The sequence below is a fragment of the Gemmatimonadales bacterium genome (assembly GCA_041390145.1).
In the GTDB taxonomy this organism is placed as follows: domain Bacteria; phylum Gemmatimonadota; class Gemmatimonadetes; order Gemmatimonadales; family GWC2-71-9; genus SPDF01.
Genome location: JAWKQM010000008.1, coordinates 77,564 through 100,055 on the forward strand (window position 1 = coordinate 77,564; position 22,492 = coordinate 100,055).

General features: G+C 69.2%; 21 protein-coding genes. 12 read left to right on the forward strand and 9 right to left on the reverse strand.

What is annotated here, in order from left to right; all coding sequences use genetic code 11:
- Positions 1-28 precede the first annotated feature (28 nt).
- Positions 29-1,624: an O-antigen ligase family protein gene (locus R2910_08685; protein ID MEZ4413043.1), complete on the reverse strand. Its 1,596-nt coding sequence runs from the start codon at positions 1,622-1,624 to the stop codon at positions 29-31.
- Positions 1,625-1,701: 77 nt separating this feature from the next.
- Here R2910_08685 and sseA point away from each other — a divergent pair, with 77 nt between their 5' ends.
- The 12 genes from sseA to R2910_08745 all read left to right on the forward strand — a co-directional run bounded on the left by sseA (position 1,702) and on the right by R2910_08745 (position 13,572).
- Complete coding sequence (gene sseA, locus R2910_08690) at positions 1,702-2,550, forward strand: 3-mercaptopyruvate sulfurtransferase (protein MEZ4413044.1); 849 nt, start codon at positions 1,702-1,704, stop codon at positions 2,548-2,550.
- Positions 2,547-3,086, forward strand: a complete 540-nt coding sequence (locus tag R2910_08695; GenBank protein MEZ4413045.1) for a GNAT family N-acetyltransferase — start codon at positions 2,547-2,549, stop codon at positions 3,084-3,086. The genes sseA and R2910_08695 overlap by 4 nt, the downstream gene beginning before the upstream one ends.
- Positions 3,083-4,318 carry an aminoacetone oxidase family FAD-binding enzyme gene (locus tag R2910_08700; protein MEZ4413046.1) on the forward strand — a complete coding sequence of 412 codons (1,236 nt, stop codon included), beginning with the start codon at positions 3,083-3,085 and terminating at the stop codon, positions 4,316-4,318. Before R2910_08695 ends, R2910_08700 begins: the two co-directional genes overlap by 4 nt.
- Before the next feature lie 17 nt (positions 4,319-4,335).
- The gene (locus R2910_08705; protein ID MEZ4413047.1) at positions 4,336-4,869 is read left to right on the forward strand and encodes a DinB family protein; all 534 of its coding nucleotides are present in this window, start codon (positions 4,336-4,338) and stop codon (positions 4,867-4,869) included.
- The gene (gene dauA / locus R2910_08710) at positions 4,866-6,659 is read left to right on the forward strand and encodes a C4-dicarboxylic acid transporter DauA (GenBank protein MEZ4413048.1); all 1,794 of its coding nucleotides are present in this window, start codon (positions 4,866-4,868) and stop codon (positions 6,657-6,659) included. Before R2910_08705 ends, dauA begins: the two co-directional genes overlap by 4 nt.
- Positions 6,659-7,171 (forward strand): FKBP-type peptidyl-prolyl cis-trans isomerase, encoded by a 513-nt coding sequence (locus R2910_08715; protein MEZ4413049.1) that lies wholly within the window; start codon positions 6,659-6,661, stop codon positions 7,169-7,171. Before dauA ends, R2910_08715 begins: the two co-directional genes overlap by 1 nt.
- 78 nt (positions 7,172-7,249) lie before the next feature.
- Complete coding sequence (locus R2910_08720) at positions 7,250-7,810, forward strand: hypothetical protein (protein MEZ4413050.1); 561 nt, start codon at positions 7,250-7,252, stop codon at positions 7,808-7,810.
- Positions 7,811-7,869: 59 nt separating this feature from the next.
- A complete protein-coding gene (locus R2910_08725; GenBank protein ID MEZ4413051.1) occupies positions 7,870-9,975 on the forward strand; it encodes a S46 family peptidase in 2,106 nt (701 codons plus the stop codon).
- Positions 9,975-11,438, forward strand: a complete 1,464-nt coding sequence (locus R2910_08730) for a M48 family metalloprotease (protein ID MEZ4413052.1) — start codon at positions 9,975-9,977, stop codon at positions 11,436-11,438. Before R2910_08725 ends, R2910_08730 begins: the two co-directional genes overlap by 1 nt.
- Positions 11,439-11,457: 19 nt before the next feature.
- On the forward strand, positions 11,458-12,687 hold the full coding sequence (locus tag R2910_08735) for an MFS transporter (GenBank protein MEZ4413053.1): 1,230 nt from the start codon (positions 11,458-11,460) through the stop codon (positions 12,685-12,687).
- A gap of 23 nt (positions 12,688-12,710) precedes the next feature.
- Entirely contained in the window at positions 12,711-13,370 is a 660-nt protein-coding gene (locus tag R2910_08740; GenBank protein MEZ4413054.1) for a cytidylate kinase-like family protein, read from the forward strand.
- A 7-nt stretch (positions 13,371-13,377) separates the two neighbouring features.
- Positions 13,378-13,572 (forward strand): hypothetical protein, encoded by a 195-nt coding sequence (locus R2910_08745; protein ID MEZ4413055.1) that lies wholly within the window; start codon positions 13,378-13,380, stop codon positions 13,570-13,572.
- A gap of 18 nt (positions 13,573-13,590) precedes the next feature.
- Here R2910_08745 and R2910_08750 read toward each other — a convergent pair whose 3' ends face one another.
- The 8 genes from R2910_08750 to aroB form a co-directional block, all read right to left on the reverse strand.
- Positions 13,591-14,580 carry an NAD-dependent epimerase/dehydratase family protein gene (locus tag R2910_08750; GenBank protein ID MEZ4413056.1) on the reverse strand — a complete coding sequence of 330 codons (990 nt, stop codon included), beginning with the start codon at positions 14,578-14,580 and terminating at the stop codon, positions 13,591-13,593.
- Positions 14,577-15,554: a hypothetical protein gene (locus R2910_08755; GenBank protein MEZ4413057.1), complete on the reverse strand. Its 978-nt coding sequence runs from the start codon at positions 15,552-15,554 to the stop codon at positions 14,577-14,579. The genes R2910_08750 and R2910_08755 overlap by 4 nt, the downstream gene beginning before the upstream one ends.
- Before the next feature lie 9 nt (positions 15,555-15,563).
- Entirely contained in the window at positions 15,564-16,832 is a 1,269-nt protein-coding gene (locus R2910_08760) for a heterodisulfide reductase-related iron-sulfur binding cluster (protein ID MEZ4413058.1), read from the reverse strand.
- Positions 16,829-18,043, reverse strand: a complete 1,215-nt coding sequence (locus tag R2910_08765) for an FAD-binding oxidoreductase (GenBank protein ID MEZ4413059.1) — start codon at positions 18,041-18,043, stop codon at positions 16,829-16,831. The genes R2910_08760 and R2910_08765 overlap by 4 nt, the downstream gene beginning before the upstream one ends.
- Complete coding sequence (locus R2910_08770) at positions 18,040-19,449, reverse strand: FAD-linked oxidase C-terminal domain-containing protein (GenBank protein ID MEZ4413060.1); 1,410 nt, start codon at positions 19,447-19,449, stop codon at positions 18,040-18,042. The genes R2910_08765 and R2910_08770 overlap by 4 nt, the downstream gene beginning before the upstream one ends.
- A gap of 2 nt (positions 19,450-19,451) precedes the next feature.
- A complete protein-coding gene (locus R2910_08775) occupies positions 19,452-20,117 on the reverse strand; it encodes an LON peptidase substrate-binding domain-containing protein (protein MEZ4413061.1) in 666 nt (221 codons plus the stop codon).
- A gap of 105 nt (positions 20,118-20,222) precedes the next feature.
- Positions 20,223-21,116 carry an RNA polymerase sigma factor RpoD/SigA gene (locus R2910_08780; GenBank protein ID MEZ4413062.1) on the reverse strand — a complete coding sequence of 298 codons (894 nt, stop codon included), beginning with the start codon at positions 21,114-21,116 and terminating at the stop codon, positions 20,223-20,225.
- Positions 21,117-21,400: 284 nt separating this feature from the next.
- Complete coding sequence (gene aroB / locus R2910_08785) at positions 21,401-22,492, reverse strand: 3-dehydroquinate synthase (protein ID MEZ4413063.1); 1,092 nt, start codon at positions 22,490-22,492, stop codon at positions 21,401-21,403.

The window sequence follows — 22,492 nt, forward strand, 5'->3', positions numbered from 1 at the left end:
TCGACCTCCCCGATCCGGTCGGAACTGTTCAGCGCTGTCCGCAGGCCCGCAGGATGGCCCTCGGCTCCGCCGCCTCCGGAAAGAGGCGCGCGGCCTGTTGCGCAAAGGGGATGGCGTCCTTGCACCGCCCGCGCCGCCGGTACGACTGGGCCACCATCACCTGGATCCGGTAACTCCCGGGATCCATGGCAGCCGCTTCCGCCCGTGTGCTCAACCGCCCCCAGACAGCAAGCAACTCCATTGCCCGCACCTGCTGAACGCTCCGCCAGGTGACGACCGCTCCCACGGTCAGCACCAGGGCGGCCACGGCCACCCGCGACTGCCACGTCGCGGGCCGCCGTTCCGGGAAGGGCTCCACCGGCAACAAGCTACCCGCCAGGCTCCACACGTAGAGCGCCGGCACCGGGAGCAGGAGAACGGCGTCGAATGCACCCACCACTGCCGTGGCGGCGACCGTGCTCGCGAGGACGAGCGGCGCGAGATCCTGCACGCCGCGTGGGCTCGCCATCCAGCTGCGTACTCCGGTCAGGAAGAGGAGCCCTCCGGCGCAGGTGAGCAACAGGAAGGCGAAGAGCCCGCGCTCCGAGAGCACCGCCATCCAGTCGCTGCTTGGCCAAGGATTGGCCGCCATGCCCTCGCTGTCGAGCGAGGGATCCTCCGGCGTGACCACGGCGGGATACTCCACCGCCCAGTTGCCGGGACCGACCCCCAGCACCGGGTCGGCACGCACCAGCGACAGACTGTTCTTCCACTGGAGCAGCCGCCCGCGCCCGCTGCCCTCCTGGTAATTGGTCAGGCCTTTCAGCGTGTCGACGTAGGGAGTGTCGCTCCGCCAATCGAGCGCATTGGGTACGCTGAGCGCCAGGAGTGCGCCGGCCGCCACGGCCAGGAACGGGCCGAGCAGCCGTCGGCGGACCACAGCGTCGCGCCAGAGGCCGCCGGGAAAGAATGCGAGCAGCACGAAGACGGACCCTGACAGGGCCGTGGCCAGCCAGGCGGCACGCGAACGGGTGAGCACGAGCAGGCCGACGGTCAGCAGGGTGGCGAGGACGGAAAGAAGGTATCCAAACCGGTTTCGGGCAGTGAGGGCGACGGCGAACAGCGCCGGAAGGACGATCGCCGACAAGTGCGCCACGAAGTTGCGGTTGCCGAAGGTTCCACCGGGGGCGCGAGTCAGGCTGAACAGGTCGGAGTCGAGCAGGCCGTAGGCCTGGCCGATGGCGGTGAGCACGCCCAACACCGCCCCCGCGGCGAGTCCGACGGTCAGCATCCGCCCGAGCCCGGCACGCGAGAGCTCCCGGCTGGACCAGAACAGGAGAAGCCCTGACCAGGTGATTCCCACCGCCCGGATGGCCAGCCATCCGTTCGTGGCGAACGCGGCGGAGATGATCGTCAGGCCGAGGTACGCGAGGAGGAAAAGGTCCACGCGGCTCCACGTCCATTCTCGCCGCCCCGGAATGACGAGCAGTGCCACCAGGAGCGCCGTCGCGTGGAGGATGACCTCCTTCGGCAGGAAGAACCGGTCGAGTTCGAAGCTCCGGTGCGGGACCACAGCCAGCACGACCGCGAACGCCCCCAGGATCAGGATGGCGGCGGCGAGTCGCTCGGCACGGCTGGCTTGCACGTCATGGACTCCAGGTACGGGGAAGTGGGACGGGGAATAGTATTGTGACCCGCCGTCGGGGGAAACTAAGATTGACAATGTCCTTTCCGCCGTTGATTGACACCGCTGCCGTGCAGGGCCGCCTCGGGGACCCCACGCTCGCGGTGCTGGACGCCAGCTGGTATCTCCCGAACTCGGACCGGAACGCCTATGCGGAGTACCTTGCCGGGCATCTGCCCGGAGCCCGGTTCTTCGACCTCGACGCCACCAGCGACCACACGACGCCGTTGCCGCACATGCTGCCGACGGCCGAGGCGTTCGAAGCCGTGGCGCGCGAGCTCGGGATTTCGGCGGCGTCCTCCGTGGTGGTCTACGACGGATCCGGCGTGAATCTCAGTGCCGCGCGGGTGTGGTGGATGTTTCGCGCCTTTGGTCACGAGCGTGTCGCTGTGCTCGATGGCGGGCTCGGGGCGTGGCGGAGTGAGGGACGTCCGCTGGAAGTCGGTGCGCCGCCGCCCCGCGCCCGGGGCGATTTTGGCGCGGTGCTCCAGCCCGGTCACGTCCGATCGCTCTTAGAGATGGAGACCATCGTGGCCTCCCGGTCGGCGCAGGTGGTGGATGCCCGGCCGGCTGGCCGCTTCAGGGGCATCGACCCGGAGCCGCGCGCCGGGGTGCGGAGCGGGCACATGCCGGGTTCCCTCAGCCTTCCCTACGCCGACCTGGTCGATGCGAACGGGCGCCTCCGCTCCCCCGATGCGCTTCGCGAGCGTCTGCACGCGAGCGGCGTGGATCTGCGCCGGCCGGTCGTCGCGACCTGCGGATCGGGGACCTCGGCCTGCGCCGTGTTGCTGGCGCTGGAGGTGGTCGGCGCACCTGCCGGTGCGCTCTACGATGGCGCCTGGACGGAATGGGGCGGGCGTGAGGATCTGCCGGTGGAGCGCTCATGACCGACGCACCGATGCCGACCCTGCGCACGCCGCGCCTCGTGCTCCGGCCGTTTCGTCTTGACGACGCGCCGGCAGTGCAGCGACTCGCGGGTGAACGGGAGGTCGCCGCCAACACGCTCACGGTGCCGCATCCGTATCCGGACGGGGCCGCCGAGGAGTGGATCGCCACGCATGCCGCCGGGTGGGCGGCAAAGGACGTGCTGACGCTCGCCGTCACGACACCCGGCGACGATGTACTCGTGGGCGCGGTCGGGCTGGCGTTGGCCATGGCGGACCGCCGTGCCGAACTCGGATACTGGATCGGGACCCCCTGGTGGAACCTCGGGTACGCGACCGAGGCGAGCCGGGCGATCATCGACTTCGGGTTCACGTCGCTCGGCCTGCATCGCATCATGGCCCGCCACATGGCGCGCAACCCCGCGTCTGGCCGTGTGATGCAGAAGCTCGGCATGCAGCGGGAGGGGGTCCTGCGGGAACACACGCTCAAGTGGGGAGTGTTCGAGGACCTAGTGGTATATGCCGTGCTGTCGGAATGACCCAGGGACCTGTTGATGCCGTGGTGGTGGGCGCGGGGGCGGCGGGGCTGCTCGCCGCGGCCTTCGCGGCGGGCGACGGGCGCCGCGTCATCCTCCTCGAGCGGACCCGGGACGGTGGGCGGAAGATCCTGATCAGCGGCGGAGGGCGCTGCAACATCCTCCCTTCGGTGGTGCGGGCCGAGTGGTTCGTCACCGATTCCTCCCCGAACTCGCTCCGCAACATGCTTCGTGGCTGGCCGCTTCCCGCCCAGCGGCGCTTCTTCGAGGAAGAGCTGCACCTGCCGCTGGTCCTCGAGGAGGAGAGCGGCAAGCTCTTCCCCGCCTCGAACCGCGCGCGCGATGTGCGCGACCGGCTGATCGAGCATGCGCGCGGGGCCGGCGCGGAGATTCGTTTCAGCTCCAGCGTGACCCGGCTGACGCCGTCCGGTGTGGTGTGGGAAGTCGGGCTTGAAACGGGTGAGGTGCTGCAGACCCGGACGGTCGTGGTGGCAACCGGCGGCCTCAGTGTGCCCAACACTGGAAGCGACGGGACGGGGCTTCAGCTCATGAGCGCGCTCGGGCATGTGATACATCCAACCTATCCGGCGCTGACGCCGCTGACGACGAATGTGGCGCGGTGGACGGATCTGTCCGGCGTGTCGCTGGATGCCGAGCTGACGGCGCCGCCCGAGACGCCGCGCTACTCGCTCCCACAGGGATTACTCTTCACCCACCGCGGATTCAGCGGACCGGCCGTCCTCAACATCTCGCATGTCGTTTCGCGACCGCGGGCGGGGCCCCGCCCGGTCATCCTGGCCCGGTGGGGGGCGCTGGAACGGGGAGACTGGGAGCGCGAGTTCAACGCGGGTGGACGCCTGCAGGTCGCGACGGTCGTGCGCCGCGCGCTGCCGGAACGGCTCGCCCTGGCGCTGCTCGAGGAGGCGGGAGTGCCGGCGGATCGCACGCTGGCGCAGCTGCGGCGCGAGGAGCGAGCGTCACTGTTGACGGCGCTCACGGCGATGCCGCTTCCGGTCACCGGGGACGAGGGGTATCGCAAGGCGGAAGTCACGGGAGGCGGCGTGGCGCTCTCCGACATCGACCCGGTCACCATGGAGAGCCGACGGACACCGGGGCTCTTTCTTTGCGGCGAGGTGCTGGACGCCTTTGGGCCGATCGGTGGCTACAACTTTCACTGGGCGTGGGCGACGGGCAGGGCGGCCGGCATTGGCGCGCGCCGGCGCCTGACATCCTGAATAGCGAGACGATGGGCATGCTCCCCGATCTTTCGAACCGGTTGGCGACGCTGGACGCGGCGCGGGAGGCGTTTCTGGCGCCGATCCGCGCTGCAACCGACCAGCAACGGTCCTTTCGTCCGGCGCCAGGGGCCTGGTCGATGCTCGACGTGACCGAGCACCTCGTCCTTGCCGAGGAGAAGAGTCTCCTCGGCATTCTGAAAGGACCGCCGCCCGGCACCACGATCACGCCGGTGGCGCGGGTCCGGATGGCGATGGTGCTCCTGGTCATGCGGACGGACCTCCGGGTCAAGGTGCCGGTGGCGCGCGTGCTTCCCACCGGAACCGTTTCCCTGGCGGAGCTGGAGACGCGCTGGGGGGAGGCGAGGCGAGGTCTGCAACAGGTTCTCGAGCCGGTTACCGCGGCGGAGGCTCGGACCGCCCGCTTCCGGCATCCGATCGGGGGATGGGTGTCGGTCGGAACAGGCGTGGCGTTCTACACCGCTCATATTCGGCACCATGCCAGGCAGGTCCGGCGCATCCGTCGGGCCGCCGGCTTCCCGTCATCATGAGCATGCCCGACGATCCCGGCGGCTTCCACCGCTCGCGGTTCCGGCAGGCCCGCGCCATCCTGCCCGAGCTGAAGCTTCGTCCCGCATCGGCGCTTCGCGAAGTCCTGAGCGAGGGCTATTCACGGAAGAGCTTCCGGAGCGACCTCCTGGCGGGCCTCGTGGTCGGCGTCGTTGCCCTGCCGCTTTCGATGGCGCTCGCCATCGCGGCCGGCGTCCCCCCGCAGCACGGCCTCTATACCGCGATCGTCGCCGGCGCCGTCATTGCGGCGCTGGGCGGATCTCGATTGCAGGTCTCCGGTCCTACGGCGGCGTTCGTCGTCATCCTGGTGCCGATCGTCCATCGGTTCGGGATCGGCGGCCTCCTGATCGCCTCGATGATGGCGGGAGCCATTCTCGTGGGATTCGGCGTCGCGCGCATGGGCAAGCTCATTCAGTTCATCCCGCTGCCGGTGACGGCCGGCTTCACCGCGGGCATTGCGCTCGTGATCGCGGTCTTGCAGCTGAAGGACTTCTTCGGCCTCACCCCGGAGGGGGCTCCCGAGCACTTTGTGGAGCGGGTCAGCGGGCTGGTTGCCGCGATGCCGACCGCGCGCTGGGAGGAGGCAGTCGTCGGGGCCGCGACGCTGGCAATCCTCGTGTTCTGGCCACGGTTGCGGACCAAGCTCCCCGGGCCGCTCGTCGCCCTGGTCGCCGTGGCGGTCGCGGTCGAGGTCCTGCGGCGGGTTGTCCCGGGATTCGACGTGGCCACCATCGGCAGCCGTTTCCAGTACGTAGTGGATGGGGTGGTCCGCACCGGGATTCCGCGGCTGCCGCCGATGCCGATCCTCCCCTGGCAGATGCCCGGCGCGGGAGCGGAGCCACTGACGCTCTCCTTCGGCCTGCTGCAGGACCTGCTGCCGAGTGCCTTTGCCATCGCGATGCTGGGCGCCATCGAGTCGCTCCTCTCCGCGGTGGTGGCGGACGGAATGGCGGGGACGCGACACGATCCCAACGCGGAGCTGGTCGCGCAGGGAACCGGCAACCTGATCGCCCCGTTCTTCGGCGGGTTCGCGGCGACCGGCGCCATTGCCCGGACGGCGACGAACTTCCGGGCCGGGGGGCGCTCCCCGGTGGCGGCGATCACCCACAGTGTCGTGGTGCTGGCGGCCATGCTCGTCCTGGCTCCGCTGCTTGGCGCGCTCCCCATGGCGTCGCTGGCCGCGCTGCTGCTGCTGGTCGCCTGGAACATGAGCGACCTTCCCCACGTGCTCCGGGTCCTCCGCGTGGCTCCCCGCAGCGATGCCCTTGTCCTCCTGACCTGCTTCTTCCTGACCGTCATCTTCGACATGACCGTGGCGGTCACGGCGGGCGTCCTGCTCGCCGCCGTGCTCTTCATGCGCCGGATGGCCGATCTTTCGGGAACCAGGCTGGTGGAGGACGGTCAGCACCTCGCGCTGCGGGAGCCGCTTCCCCCGGGCGTGGTGCTGTACGAAATTGCAGGGCCGCTCTTTTTCGGCGCGGCTGAAAAGGCGATGGACTCGCTGCACGCGAGCGCCGGCGAGGCCGGCGTCGTTCTGCTGGAACTGGGGGCGGTACCGGTCATCGACGCGACCGGGATGGTCAATCTGGAGTCGGCGCTGGCACGCCTGGCGCGCGACCACACGCTCGTGATTCTCGTGCGGGTACAGGCCCAGCCCGCAAAGTTCCTGACGCGGGTGGGCATCGTCCACTCGCCCGGGCGGCTCGCATTCGCCGCCACGCTGGAGGAGGGTCTTTCCCTCGCCCGCGCCCATCTCTCAAGGAGTTCCTGATGCGCCGCGCCGCTCTCTGCCTCATTCTCGCCGTGCTCACCGGCTGTTCGCTCGACGCCGTCCGCTCCAGACCGCTCGGTGCGCAGTCCCAGGCCAAGAGCGCCGTGGTGGGAGCGCCCGAAACGCTGACCTATGCTCCGAGCCTGAACGTCGATATCGACATGATGGCCCGAACGGAGAGCGGCCTCTACTGGAAAGACCTGACCGAGGGCACCGGCGCGGAGGCGGTGCGCGGGTCGACGGTGGTGGTGGAATACAGCGGCTGGCTGGCCAACGGCAACCTCTTCGACAGCAGCAAGAACGCTGGAAGGCCGTTCTCCTTCGCGCTGGGACGGAGGCAGGTGATCGATGGGTGGGACGAGGGGGTGGCCGGCATGCGGGTGGGCGGGAAGCGGCTCCTCGTCATTCCTCCGCAGCTTGGATACGGGTCGGGTGGAGCTGGGGCGATGATCCCCGGCAACGCCACGCTGGTCTTCGAGGTCGAGCTGCTCGAGGTGCGGGGCGGCAAGTGACCCCTTGCGGCATTTCCCCCCAAGCGGATCGTTGGGGGATGCCTACCTTGGCCCTCCCCCGCCGCCCCTGGAGGTTACGTGGTCTCACTCCTTGATCTCTGGCTCCCGATCCTGCTCGCCGCGGTCCTCATCCACGTCGGCGGGTTCGTCATGTGGATGGTCTTGCCGCATCATCGCGGCGACTGGAAGAAGCTCCCGGATGAGGATGGAGTGCTCGCCGCCCTGCGGAAGTCGGGGGCGGGCGTCGGTCAGTACAACTTCCCGCATTGTGATTCCCGGGATGCGGCGAGGGACCCGGCCTGGCTGGCCAAGGCGGAGGCCGGGCCGATGGGGTTCCTGATTCTCGGGGCGCCGGGTCGGCCAAGGATCGGTAAGTCGTTGGGGCAATACTTCTTGTACACCCTCGGCGTTTCCTTCATAGTTGGTTATGCCGCTTCTCACACTTTGCCCGCCGGCGCACCCTATCTTCCCGTATTCCGGGTGGTCGGCACGGTCGCCACGTTGGCCTATGCGGCCGCGCTGGTGCCCGGGGCCATCTGGTTTTCGCGCTCGTGGGGGAGCACCGCCCGCGAGATGTTTGATGGGCTGGTCTTCGGGTTGCTGACTGCCGGCGTGTTTGGCTGGCTCTGGCCCCGCTGAGCTGTCCAGTCTTCGGCTGCCCTTTGGCGGCCCCCTTTCAACTCGTCGTGGAGCTGCCCATGTCCCGCCGTTTCCTTCCGCTGCTGGCTGTCATCGGATTCCTGATGGCCGCCCCGCTGACCGCTCAGGACACCTGGGCCCCGAGTGAATATCCGGGGCTCGAGACCGGGAAGATGTGGACCTTTGACCAGCCGCCGCTCGCCTACTGGGCCAAGCGCTACGGCTTCAACGCCACCCCGCAGTGGCTCGACCACGTGCGGCTCAGCTCGCTGCGGATTCCGGGTTGTTCGGCGTCGTTCGTCTCGCCGAACGGCCTGATCATGACCAACCACCACTGCGCTCGCGCCTGTGTCGAGTCCGCGACCAAGCCGGGCGAGGACCTGCTCGGCAACGGCTTCTATGCGGCGCGGCGGGAAGACGAGCGGGTCTGCCAGGGGATGACGGCCGACCAGCTGCAGGCGATCACCGACGTCACCGCGGAGGTCACGAAGGCGGTCCCGGCGGGGAGTTCACCGACGGTCGCCGCGGCGAAGCGCGCCGAGGCGATTGACCGGATCGAGTCGACCTGCAAGGCAGGGGCAGCCGACGTGAACTGCCAGGTGGTCACGATGTACCGGGGTGGCAAGTACATGCTGTATCGCTTCCACCGGTTCAACGACCTCCGGCTCGTGTTCGCGGTGGAAAGCCAGACGGCCTTCTTCGGCGGCGATCCCGACAACTTCACCTATCCCCGCTACGACCTCGACATGTCGATGGTGCGGGCCTACGTGGACGGCAAGCCCGCCAGCACCGAGTACTTCAAGTGGGCCAAGACGGGGAGCCAGGAGAAGGACCTGGTCTTCGTGACCGGCAACCCCGGCTCGACCGGGCGGCTCAACACGATGGCGCAGATCGAGTTCCTGCGTGACCTGACCTATCCGAGCCTGCTCGACGGCTACAAGCGGCGCATCGCCGTGTATCACCAGCTGTCCGCCATGGATTCGACCCGGGCCCTGGCGCTCCGGAACACCATCTTTGGGCTTGAGAACTCACAGAAGGCCGTGGGTGGGTATCAGTCGGGGCTGCTCGATCCCAAGCTGATGAGCCAGAAGACCGCGTGGGAGACCAACTTCCGCCACTCGGTGAACGCGAACGCCGCGTACAAGAAGGCGTACGGCGACCCCTGGAAGGAGATCGAGCAGGCGCGGGCATCGATGCGGAAGCTCGATGCACAGCGCCAGTTCTATTCGTACAACGCGTATGGCACCCGCCTCCTGCAGCTGGCCGGGCTCATTGTCCGGGCCCCCGCCGAGGCGGCGAAGCCCGACTCCGCCCGGATGCCGCTCTATCAGGACTCCCGGCAAGCCATGCGCGACCGGGCCATCAGCTCGACCACCCCGATCGACACGCTGCAGGAGCGTCTGCTCCTGGCCCAGTGGTTTGAGGCCATGCAGGCGGCGCTCCCCGCGACCGATCCGGTCCTGAAGGCGGCGCTGGCCGGCCGCACACCGGCCGACGCGGCGGCGGCGATGGTCCGCGGCTCCCAAATTTCCACGGCCGCACAGCGTGAGGCGTTGATGGCGGGCGGCGCATCGGCCATCGCGGCGTCGAACGACCCGTTCATCAAGCTGGCCGTCACGATCGATCCCCTTGACCGGGCGGTGCAGACGAAGTGGGCCGACCTGGCCGACCGTGAAGCCGAGCAGGACGAGCTCGTGGCGCGCGCACTGCTGGCGGTGTACGGGAACAGCGTCGCCCCCGATGCGACCTTCAGCCTCCGCATTTCCGATGGCGAGATCCTCCGGTATCCCTACAACGGCACCATCGCCCAGCCGTTCACCACCTTCTACGGGTTGTACGACCGGTCGGCCGGCTTCAACGGTGTCCCGCCGTTCAACCTCACCTCGCGGTGGGTGACGAACCGCGGCGCGCTTGACCTGGCGACGCCGTTCAACGTGGCGGGCACGGTGGACATCATTGGCGGGAACTCCGGCAGCCCCATCATCAACAAGAACGCCGAAGTGGTCGGGCTGATCTTCGACGGCAACATCGAGATGCTCCCGAACCGGTTCCTGTACACCGAACGGGTCGCGCGAGCCGTCTGGGTGGACAGCCGTGCGATCATCGAGGCGCTACGCCAGGTGTACGGCGCCGGGCCGCTCGCCGACGAGATGACCGGCAACTGATGAAGCAGACGGCGCCCCAGGCGCGCATCACGGATCTCGGTCGCCGCCGCCTCGCGGTGGCGCTGGCCGGGGTCCTGGTGGCCGGCTGTGCCATGAACCCGGCCACCGGCCAGAACGAGTTCAACCTGGTGTCGGAGAGCCAGGAAGTCGCGATGGGGATGGAGGCGGCCCAGCAGGTGGCCGTCCAGATGGGGCCGTACGAGGATCCGGTCTGGCAGCCGTACGTCTCGAAACTGGGGTTGCAGCTGGCCGCCAGCTCGGAGCGGCCGCAACTTCCCTGGAAGTTCACGGTGGTGGACGACCCGCAGGTCAACGCCTTCGCGCTGCCCGGCGGGTTCATCTACATCACCCGCGGTATTCTTGCGAACATGAATTCGGAGGCCGAGCTGGCCGGCGTGCTCGGCCACGAAATCGGGCACGTCACCGCGCGTCACTCCGCCACCCAGATGAGCCGGGCCCAACTGGCACAGTTGGGCCTGGGCCTCGGCGCCGTCCTCCGTCCCGAGCTCCAGCAGTACATGGGAGTGGCCGGCGCCGGGTTGCAACTCCTCTTCCTGAAGTACACCCGTGACGACGAGAGTCAGGCCGACATGCTCGGCTTTCGGTACTCGCTGCGCTCGGGGTACGATCCGCATGCGATGCTCGACCTGTTCACCATGCTCGAGGGCGTGGAATCAGCCAGCGGGCAGGAGCGGCTTCCCGCCTGGGCCGTGACGCACCCGTACCCGGAGAACCGCCTGGCCCAGACGCAGCGAATGCTCGACAGCGCCAAGGTGAGCTCCACGGGGCTGATCTGGAACCGGGAGACGTACGTCCGGCAGCTTGACGGGATGGTGTACGGCGCCGATCCCCGTCAGGGGTACTTCGATGGCCAGGCGTTCTACCATCCGGAGTTGAAGCTTCAGCTGCTCTTTCCTGCCGGCTGGCGGACCAACAACGGCTTTTCGGCGGTGACGGGCCTGGCGGAGCAGCAGGACGGGCTCCTGCAGCTCGAGCTCGGCAGCACGGACGCGATCGCAACGCAGCTGCAGGCCTTCCTGGCCCAGCCAGGGGTCACGCCGGGCAGCACCAGCAGCGCATCGATCAACGGGCTTCCCGCGGTCTCCGCGCCTTTCAGCGCGACCCTCGAGGACGGATCCCCTGTCCGCGGTCGCATCGCGATTCTCAGCTACGGCGGCCGGAGCTACCGCCTGATGGGCATTGCGAAGGAGGCGCAGGCGGCGGCCTACGACCCGATCATCCAGGGCTGGATCCGCAGTTTTCGTCCCCTCACGGACGCGGCGAGGCTCAACGTCAGCCCCGCCCGCATCCGGATCGTGAAGCTCAGTGCCCCGATGACGGTGTCGGCGTTCAACGCCAAGTACCCCTCCACGGTGCCGATCGGGCAGGTGGCGTTGCTCAACGGCGTTGCGGTGGACGGCAGCTTCCCTGCAGGAAAGCTCGTCAAGCGGGTGGTCAAGTAGGCGTGCGGGCCGCCTCGCGGTGAGCACCGCCGCGGTCCCGCGTCCCGCCTTCGGGGCCCTTCGGCACCGGAACTTCCGCCTCTTCATTGGGGGGCAGTTCGTCTCCCTGAGCGGCACCTGGATGCAAACCGTGGCGCAGGGGTGGCTGGTGCTCCAGCTGACCCACTCCGCCTTCCAGGTCGGGCTTGTCACCACCGTCAACACCCTGCCGGTCCTCCTCTTTACCCTCTACGGCGGCGTGGTGGCCGATCGGGTCAACAAGCGGCGCTTCCTCCTCGTGTTGCAGTCGCTGATGCTGCTCGAGGCGCTCGCACTCGCACTGCTGACCGCCACCGGGCGCGTCACCGTCGGGTGGGTCATGGTGCTGGCGGCCGCGCAGGGACTGCTGGCGGCGTTCGAAATTCCGGCACGGCAGTCGTTCCTCGTCGAGATGACCGGGCGCGAAGACCTGATGACGGCGATCGCCCTCAACTCATCCGTCTTCAACGTCACGCGGGTCATCGGCCCCGCCGTCGCCGGCGTGGTAATCGCCGCGATCGGTATCGCTGCCTGTTTCTTCGTCAACGCGGCGAGCTACCTGGCGGTTCTCTGGATGCTGGCAATCATGCGACCCCCGTTCCTCGGGGCGAGTGAGGCGCCGACCGGCCGGTCGACCTTCCGGGATGGCTGGCGCTACATCGCTGACACTGCGGAGCCGCGCCTGCTGACGATGCTGACCATCACGTTCAGCGTCTTCGGGTTCTCCTTTGCCCCAATGCTTCCGGTGTACGCTTCCCAAGTGCTGGGCGCCGGCGCCACCGGTTACGGTATCCTCATGTCCGGCGTCGGCGTCGGTGCCGCGGCGGCGGCGCTGTTCGTGGCGGCCATGGGGCACCGGGTCCAGCAGGAAGGGCGGGTGTTTGTCTTCGGAACCCTCTTTGGCGCGGTGCTCGTCATCACGAGCACGGTTGGTCACTTTGCCCCGGCGCTCGCCCTGCTCACCCTCGCGGGATGCGCCTGGGCGCTGACCAGCATCCTCACGAACACCCTGCTGCAGACCAAGGCCCCCGATCATCTCCGGGGTCGCGTCATGGGGTTCTATTCCTTCATGGTGGTTGGCATGGCGCCCCTGGGCGCCCTGCAGGCCGGCTGGGTGTCGGAACACTTCGGAGTGCAGACGTCGCTTGCGGTGGGCGGCGCCGTCTGCTCGATCGCGGCCTTGCTCGCCTGGCGGAGCACGCGCCGGCCACCGGCACCGGCGGCGGCGTAGACTCCCTTCTGGATGGAGCGGCGATGCTGATTACCATCTCTCGTGAATTCGGGGCCGGCGGCTCACTCGTGGCGGAACAGGTCGCGCGCGCGCTCGGGTGGCGTCTGGTCGACAACGACTTCGTGGCACGGGTGGCGGCGCGCGCCGGTTTGCCGGAGGCCATGGTCGCGATGCGGGATGAGCGGGCGCCCGGATTCCGGGAGTGGCTCTTGCGCGCGCTGTCCCGCGCGGCCCCCGAACTGATCACGCCGCCGTCGCCGCTTCGGCCCGCCGAACTCGAGGAGGCCGCGCTGGTGAAGGTGACGGAGGGTGTCGTGGCGGACCTCGCCAATGAAGGCCGGGTAATCCTGGTCGGGCGGGCGGCACCCGCAGTGCTGGCGCGCAAGGAGGACGGCCTGCACGTTCGGGTCGTGGCGCCACGCGCCGACCGGATCCGCGCTGTCATGGCCCGGCAGCGCCTGGCGCCCGCGGAGGCGGAACGGTTGATGGACGACACCGACGAGAACAGGAAGCGCTATCACCGCGAGTACTACGACCGTGACTGGGCCGACCCCACGCATTTTCACCTGGTGTTGAACACCGGATTACTGGGATATGACGGGGCGGGGGATGTCATCGTTGATCGGGCGCGGCGCCTGGGGTGGACCGTGGCCCCCGTGACGCCGAACGATTCAGGAAAGTGAGGACGGGATGCGAACGCTGATTGGGATCGCGGCGCTGGTGCTGTTGTCCGCCTGTACGCGCGAACAGCCCGGCACCGGCGGCGCCCCGACGGACACCACGGTGGTGGCTCCGGTCCGGGACAGCACCGCGCCTGCGCCGGGAGCGAAGGAAAGTCCGCTTGCGGACTCCGTGATGGCCCGGGACACCGCCCGGACGATGTAAGGGTACGGGAGGGGACGGTCAGGCCGTCGCGTAGCGGCGCGCGAGTGCGGCGATCCGCGCCTGATGCGGGACCGTTGGCTTCCAACCGAGTTCCGTCTCGGCTCGAGCCGAGGTGTAGGGATTGCCGCCGCGCCAGAAGCGAACGGCGCTGGTGATGGTACCGGGATAGAGACCGGGGCCCACCACGCGCAGCACGGCCTGCGCGCCGTGCGCGAGGGCGAGGGCGGCGGGTTCCGGCAGGGGCACCGTCCTGATCCGCCGTCCGAGGCCCTCCGAGAGCGCTGCCACGAACGCACGCGGCGTGATGCCGCCGTCGTTGGTCACCTGGTAGATGCGGCTCGCGGCGCGGGGGGTGTCGAGGGCCCGCACGGCGGCATCCGCCACACTCTCCGCGTGGACGAGAGCCATTGCCTGATCGCCGGCACCGATGCGGGGAAGCCAGCCCAGCCGGGCCACTTTCGCCATCCTTGGCAGGAAGAGGCGATCGCCCTCTCCATAGACGACACAGGGCCGGAGCATGACCGCCTCCAGCCCCACCGCCACCTCTGAACGCACCATCTCCTCGGCGAGCCGCTTGCTGCGCGCGTAGAAGTCGTGCTCCTCGAGCGGACCGAAGGGCGCGTGCTCGCCGCGGCTGCCCTGCGGCTCATCGGCCGCCTGCCGTCCGTACACGGCCACCGACGAGATATGCACCAGCCGCACACGCAGGCGGCGTGCGGTGGCGGCGGCCAGGCGGGTGCCTTCGACGTTGACCTGGAAGAAATTCTGCCACTGGGTGCGCGCGGCCACCAGCGCTGCCGAGTGGACAATGCCGTCGATCCCGCTGATCGCCTCCCAGGTCCGTGGATCCTCGACGGTGCCGGGCAGCGGTGAGGCGCCGAGTGCGGCCACCCGCTTGGCGGCCTCACGGCTGCGGACCAGGGCGACGACGGAATCTCCCCGCGCCAGGAGCGCCTGAATCACGGGTTCGCCGACCAGGCCGGTTCCCCCCGTGACGAGTACCCTCACCCTTCGATATCCTCGGGCCCGAACGGCACCTCCGTGACGACCGCGGGGGAGCCCCCGATTGTGACCCGATTGCCCGGATGAACCTCGCGACGGAGCACCGCGAGGCCGAGGGCGCGGTCCGGCAGCCTCAGGAGGGAGCCTACACGGCCCACGGGCTTCTCACCGGCACGGATCTCGTCTCCGTCCGCCGGCGGTCCGATCCAGCGGAGGCCGCGCAGCACCCGGTTGGCGTGTCCGCGAAAGTGCAGCCGTGCCACCGTTTCCTGGCCGGTATAGCAGCCCTTGGTGTACGACACGCCGGCGTGTTCATCGAACCGGACTTCCTGCGGGAGGGTGCGCTCCTCGATTTCGGCGCCAACCGCCGGCCAGCCGGAGAGGATCCGCGCCGTCTCCCGGTCGGCATCATCTCCGGCCTTCATTCCCGCGACCTCGAGCAAGGCCTCCGCGCCCCCGATTGCTGCGCGGGGCCCGATCAGGAGTCCCTCGAACGGTCCGGCTACCGGGGTCGCAACCAGCAATTCCCCTTCGGCAACCTCGCACCGCGATACCATCCCCGCGTCCGGAAGGCGGCCTAACGGCACCACCGGCCAGCGTTCCGCGGCGGCATCTCCGAGGAGGTGTGTCACGACGACGGAGTCGGAGAGGTCGGTGGCGGTGGCCAGTCGCGGCGGAAGGGAGCGACGGAAGATCTGGTCCACCGCGTCGCGTGCCTGCGGCGGGAATATCAGGTCCACCGCCTCCCCGGTGCGAAGCGCCCAGCCGTCGGTGATGATCATCCCTTTCGGGGTGAGCAGCGCGCCGTACGTGACCGACATTTGACCGGGTTCGACGAGGTCGTTGGTCCAGAGCCCCTGAAGGCAGGTCAGCGCTCCGGCCCCTGTAATGCGGAAGACGGCGGCAGGGGCGCCCGCGACGATGGCGCCACCGCGCAGCAGGTGGAGCCGCTGGAAATCGGGGAGGGCAACAGTGATCATGCGTGAAACCTAGCGGGACGCGGGATCGGGCGGCTCGTAGATGCCGCTCGATTGGTAAGCCGCGTCGAGCAATTCGACGGGGTGGGCGATTCGCACGGCCAGGCCTTCGGCGATGAGGCCGGCACCGATCTGCATCAGGCATCCGGGGTTGCCGGTCGCGACCACCGCGGGCACCGGGTCGGCGTCCCGAATCGCGGCGAGCTTGGTCGCGAGGACATCGCGGGAGAGCGAGGGTTCCAGGAGGGAGTAGATGCCCGCACTCCCGCAGCATCGATCGGCGCCAGGCAGTTCACGAACGCCCAGGCCCTCGACGGCGCGCAGCACCGCCAGCGGGGCAGCGTGTACGCCCTGCGCGTGCTGCAGGTGGCAGGGGGCGTCGTACGCGACGTCCACCGCCAGCGGGCCAGCGGGGCGGGGGCCCCTGGCCGCCAGCAGTTCCGTCACATCCCTCACCCGTGCCGAGAATGCCGAGGCCTTTTCGCCTCCGAGGAGGTGACCGTACTCCTTGAGCAGCGCGCCACAGCCGGCGCTGTCGATCGCGATGAGGTCCGCGGCGTCTCCGAACGCCGCGAGATTCCGCTGCGCGAGCCGGACCGCGCCCGCGTGATCCCCTGCGTGCTCGTGCAACGCGCCACAGCATTCCTGTGCCCGGACTTCGATCACGCGATAGCCGTTGGCCTCGAGCGTCCGCCGCGCGGCGTCGTGCACATGTGAAAAGAGCGTGTCCATCACGCAGCCGGTGAAGAGCGCGACGGTCGGCCCGTCGGGCAATGCCCGACGGCGGCGCGGCAGGGAGACGGGGGGGCCGGGAGGCGGCGAAGTGGCGGCGAGCATGCCCATCGAGAAGGAGAGCCGTCCGGCCCCCGAGAGGGCGCGGGGGATGCCGGTGGCCCGGAACCACCGGGCCATCGTGAGCAGGGGGCGCCAGAGCAACGGGGTGGAGAAGATGCGCAGGATGATCCGCGCCACCCACGGGAGGCCCCTGGCTTCGGCGAGCTGCTTCCGCGCCACGGTCAGCCCGGCGCCATAGGCGACGCCGGAGGGACAGGCGGGCTCGCAGCCGCGGCAGCCGAGACAGCGGTCGAGGTGATTGCCGAGCGAGGGATCGGTGGGCGCGAGCGCGCCGGAGGCAAGGGCGCGCATCAGGACAATGCGTCCCCTCGGGCTGTCGTTCTCGTCTCCCGTGACGAGGTAGGTGGGGCAGGCCGGGAGGCAGAACCCGCAGTGCACGCACGGCGCGAGTGGCTCGAGGATCCCGGTGGCGGCTTCGGCCTTCACGGTTCCGCCCCGTCCAGCGCGACGACAAGCCGCCCACCGGGGTCGAACACGTCGCGCAACTGCGTGACAAGGGGCCCGACGCCTTCCCGGTATGCACCGAAGTGCCCCACCGCCTGGCGCAGGGGCCATGGCGCGCGCTCGAGGGTGAGCGGCACCTCGCGCTCCGCGGCGAGACGCCTGAGGGTGCGCAGGCTGTCCGCCGTGGCATCGCCGGCCCAGCGCATTCCGCCCTGTGAGGCCCCCGCCCAGACAAGCCCTTCATCGAGATGCTGGCCGACGAGATCGAGCAGGTCGTCGAGGCCGGGGGCCAGCACACCGAGGCGGACGGTCATCGTCGCGCCGCTGCCGGCGTGGGTCACCAGGTGCCAGAAGGCATGGGCGCTGTCGGAATCCAGGCGGTTCCAGGCGAGATCGGCGGCATCGAGGATTCGGGCGGTGTCTCCCGCGACGCCTCCCTCGGAACCGATACACCGGGCGGCAAGGATCCAGTCCGAGTCCGCGGCCACGGCGGGGGAAAGGAGTTCCAGGGCCTGTGGCTGGACTCCGGCGTCGGCCAGGTCGCGCGCCGCGCTGGTCAGGTGATCGCGCGGGGCGCGCGCCACGAGCGTGGTGTCCGCATTCGGAAGGGCGCGGAGTCGGAGGTGAAGCGTCGTGAGCACGCCGAAGGCGCCGAACCCGCCGACCTGCAGCTTGGTGAGGTCGTAGCCCGCCACGTTCTTGACGACGGTGCCGCCCGGGCGGACGACTCGTCCGTCGCCGGTGACGGCAGTACACCCGAGGATGTGATCACGCACGGGGCCGAAACCGGCCCGGAGCGCGCCGGCTGTCGCGGTGGCGACGATCGAGCCGACGGTCCGCTCCGGGCGACCGGGGGAATCGATGGCGAGCCACATCCCCTCGGCTGCCAGGCGCCGTTGCAGGTCGTCCATCGACACGCCGGCTTCGACGGTCGCGACGAGGTCAGCGGGCTGGACCGTCACGAGGCGGTCGAGCCCGCGCGTGGTGAGGGCGAGGTCGGCCGGGGCGTCGGCGGGCACCCAGCTCCCATGCCCTTCCAGCCGGACGCGCCACCCGGAAGACTCGGCCAACCGGAGTGTGGCGGCGACGGCGTCGGTGGAATCGGGGACCGCCCGCGGAATCCCGTCGGGATCGCGGCTGACCGCCGCGGCGCCGAGGAGGGCCCGCAGGCGATCGAGAACGTCATGGCTCATACCGTACCTCCCCGGCGCCACTCGCGACAGGCGTGATAGGGAATGACCTTGCCCGGGTTGGCCCGCGCGCCCGGATCGAAGACGAGCCGCACCGCTCGCATGGCGCCGAGCGTTTCCGCATCGAAGGCGTCCGGCATATAGGCCAGCTTGTCGGACCCGACGCCATGCTCGCCGGTGATGCTTCCGCCGACCGCGAGGCAGGCGTGCATGATGTCGTGGTTGGCGGCATGGACACGGGCGACCATGTCAGGGTCGCGGCCGTCGAAACTGATGTTCGGATGGAGATTGCCGTCGCCGGCGTGGAACACGTTCGCGACGTCGAGTCGGTAATGCGCCGCGATGGCCGCCACCCGGTCAAGGATATCGGGGAGGGCACTCCGCGGCACCACGGCGTCCTGGACCGCGAGGTCGGGGGAGATCCGCCCCATGGCCCCGAACGCCTTCTTCCGTCCCTGCCAGAGCTTCGCGCGCTCGGCGGCGGTCGATGCCGTGCGGACCTCGGTGGCCTGGTGCGACCGGAGCAGGGCATCCACCTGTGCCGCCTCGGCGGCGACGGCCTCCGCGGTCCCGTCGAGCTCGACGAGGAGGACGGCCGCGGCCTCCACTGGATAGCCCGCGGCGTAGATCGAGGCCTCCACCGCGCGCACGCAGGCCTGGTCCATCATCTCCATGGCGGCGGGGACGATGCCGTCGGCGATGATGGCGCTCACGGCTTCACTCGCGGCGCGGATGGACGGGAAGGCGGCGAGGAGGGTACGGACGGCCGCGGGGAGCGGCTCGAGCCGGAGGGTAATCTCGGTTGCAATCCCGAACATGCCCTCGCTTCCCACGAAGAGCCCGACCAGGTCGGGGCCCCAGGCGTCGCTGCTGGAGGAGCCGATGCGCACCAGTTCGGCGTTTGGCAGCAGGACCTCGAGCTCCACAACATGGTTGGTCGTGACCCCGTACTTCAGGCAGTGCGGCCCGCCGGCGTTTTCTGCGACGTTGCCGCCCAGCGTGCATGCGCTCTGGCTCGAGGGGTCGGGGGCGTAGTGCAGGCCATGCGGCAGCGCCGCCTCCGAGAGGCGTGCATTGACCACACCGGGCTCGACCACGGCGCGCCGGTGCTTCGGGTCGAGCTGCAGGATGCGGTTGAGCCGGGTGAGGACCACCAGTACCGCTTCCTTCCCCGCCAGGGCCCCGCCGGAGAGTCCGGTGCCGGCGCCGCGCGCCACGAAGGGCACACTGGCGAGGTGGAGGAGGCGGATGACCTCGATGAGTTCCTGTCGGGTGCCGGGTAGGACGGCGAGGGCGGGACGGGAAGCGTGGGTGGGGAGGCCGTCCGCCTCGTAGACGGCGAGCTCGGCGGGGCGGGCACGGACCCAGCGGGCTCCGACAATCCGGCCCAGTTCGGTGGCGAGCGCCACGCTCACTGCGCGATGGCGATGTCGGGGTGAGGCCCGCCCTTCCCGTTGGTCTGGGCGCGGGAGTGGACCCTGGCGCGAACCGCGGCCTCGGCGGCCAGGGGCGGCAGGAGTTCCAGCAGCAGGGCGATCCGCTCGGAGGCGGTGCGCAACTCCAGCAGCCTCCGCTTCACCTCGAACTCGAAATCCACCGCGGCCGCCACCTGGAAGGAGAGCGGCTCGGCTTGCTCCGCCCACGGGGAGTGCTCGCTGCTTCCCCCGAGCAGATCCATCGCGGCGAGGTAGCTCGTCGCCACTTCCCGGAGCGCGGTCAGCGCTTCCTCGGGCACGTCCGGCCCGGCGAGATCCTCGAAGGTGTCCACGAGACCGATCAGGTAGGGCGTCTCCGCGGCGAGCGTCTGCCGGAGGAGGAACCGCCGCTCGCCCACCACGACAATATTGCTGCGGCCGTCGGGAAGCTGGTGCGACGCGCGGATGCGGGCGATGCACCCGACGGTGCCGGACCGGGGAGTGCCACCATCGCGCGAGGGGGGGAGGAGCCCGAACCGCTCGTCGGCTGCGAGGCAGTCGGTGAGCATGGTACGGTACCTGGGCTCAAAGATGTGGAGCGGGAGCGGGGTCCCGGGGAACAGCACCACTTCGAGCGGGAAGAGCGGGAGCCGGGATGGCATGCAGGAATGTAGCGCATTTCCGGCTGCAGGGGACGGTCGCCCGACCCGGTGCGGCCATGGGGAGGCCGCACCGCGGTCTCCCCAGAATGCCGGGCGGTGTCCGCCCTAGGCGGCGCCCCACATGCCGTTCAGGCCCTTGACGTCCGGAGCCTGGCGGAGCTTCTCGAACGCGCGCTCGCGGATCTGGCGAATCCGCTCGCGGGTGACGCCGAGCAGCTCGCCGATGCGCTCCAGGGTGAGGGCGTCGGAGCCTTCCTCGAGTCCGTAGTAGAGATAGAGGATCTTGCGTTCGCGGGGGGTGAGGTACTGATCGAAGAGGCGGTCGATAAACTCGCGGGTGAGCCGGGCATCGGTCTGCTCCTCGATATCGGCGCTTCCCGAACCCTGGAACCGGTCGCCGAAGGTGCTCGAGCCCCGGTCCGTCCGCTCCACGGGGGCGTCGAGTGACATCTCTCCAGAACTCATCCGTCGCGCCAGCCGCACATTCTCCACCGTTTCGTTCAGGGCGGTGGCCACTTCCCGGTCCGTCGGCTCCCGACCCATTTCCTGCGCCAGGAAGCTCTCCGCACGCGACATCTTGATGAGGGCAGAATTCTGATTGAGGGGAATACGGACGCTGCGGGTCTGTTCAGCAAGAGCCTTGAGCACGGCCTGACGCACCCACCAGACCGCGTAGGAGATGAACTTGACGCCGTGATCGGGGTCGAACTTCCGCACCGCCTTCAGCAACCCCTCGTTGCCGATGGCGACCAGCTCCGAGAGATCGAGCCCGTGCCCCTGGTACTTCTTCACGTAGGAGATCACGAACCGGAGGTTGGCGGTCACCAGGCGTTCGGCCGCCTTGGCGTCCCCATCCTGGGCCAGCCGCGCAAGGCGCTTCTCTTCGGCGGGGTCCGAAATCATGGGGAGCTTCTGGATGTCGTGGAGGTATTGGTCGAATGCCCCGGTCGGTACGGCGCGAAAGAGGGCTTTGGGCTTGGTGGCACTACCGTGAGCCATGGCGATCCCCGTGGGTCGTGGCGCGAGCAGGATACAGCGAATTGTTGTAGGAGCCGACGGCGCGCGGCGAGCCATCAGGTGTGCGAATATAGGACACGACTAGAAACTGGTCAAGCAAAATTTTCTTTCCACATCACAAAATCACATCCTGTAACGACTTGGAAATTCCGTCCACTTCCCCTGAATGATAGTTGCCAACAAAGGTGGACAATTTCATGTAAGTGACTGTTAAATAGTCACTTACAAATCAACATAAAATTGCGGATTTGTGGAGGGCTGTGGGTTCAGGCGGCGCCGGTGGCGCGGAGGGCGTGCACAATCGCTTGCGTGTCGCGCACCGGGATGGTCCACTGCGTTCCATCGCGTGCCATGGTGCCGATGTCGTGGGGAAGGGAGAAACGGAGCTCGTTCTTGGAGCGTTTCTTGTCGAGGCGCATCGCCTCGAAGAGTTCGACGGCGTCGATTTCGACGGGGAGCCGGGTCGGAAGGGAGAGCAGCCGCAAACCGGCGGTTATCTGGTCGGCCAGACCGGGGACGGCCACGCCGATCGCCTCGGCCAGGTGGGCCTCGGCCACCAGGCCCATGGCCACGGCATCGCCGTGGGAGACGGTGAAGTTCGAGGAGTGCTCGACGGCGTGCGCCACGGTGTGCCCGGCGTTCAGGGTCGCGCGGCGACCGGTCTCGCGCTCGTCTTCCATCACGACCGCCGCCTTCAGTTCGACGCTGCGCGCAATGAACCTGGTGAGTATCTCCGGGTCCCTCGCCTGGAGTGGTTCCGCGTGCGTCCCCAGCTCGGTCCAGTAGGCCTCGTCGGCAATGATGCCGTGCTTTGCCATTTCGGCGAGCCCGCAGCGGAGGTGCCGCGGCGGGAGCGAGCGCAGGAGCAGGGGATCGGCGAGGACGGCGGCGGGGTGGTGAAAGGCGCCGACCAGGTTCTTCCCCAGCAGCGTGTCGACTCCGGTCTTCCCGCCAACGGAAGAGTCCACCATGGCGAGGAGCGTGGTGGGTACCTGGAGGAAGGGAATGCCTCGCGCGTAGGTGGCGGCCACGAAGCCGGCGAGGTCTCCCACCATGCCGCCGCCGAGCGCCACGATGGCGGCGTTGCGGGTCAGCCCCGCCGAGAAGAGGGCGTCGGTGAGCGCTTCCCAGCGGGCCCGCGTCTTCGACGATTCGCCGGGTGGGACGGTGAGCGTCAGCGCCCAAGGGCCCGTGGCCAGGCGATCGGCCAGCAGGGCGCCGACGGTTTCGTCGGTGATGACCGCCACCGGCCGGCCGGGCCAGAGCGATTCGATGCGCGCGGGGAGTTCGTCCAGCACCCCGGCGCGGACCGTCACGGTGTATTCCCCGAGGGCGTGCGCCACCCTGAAGTCTGGCAC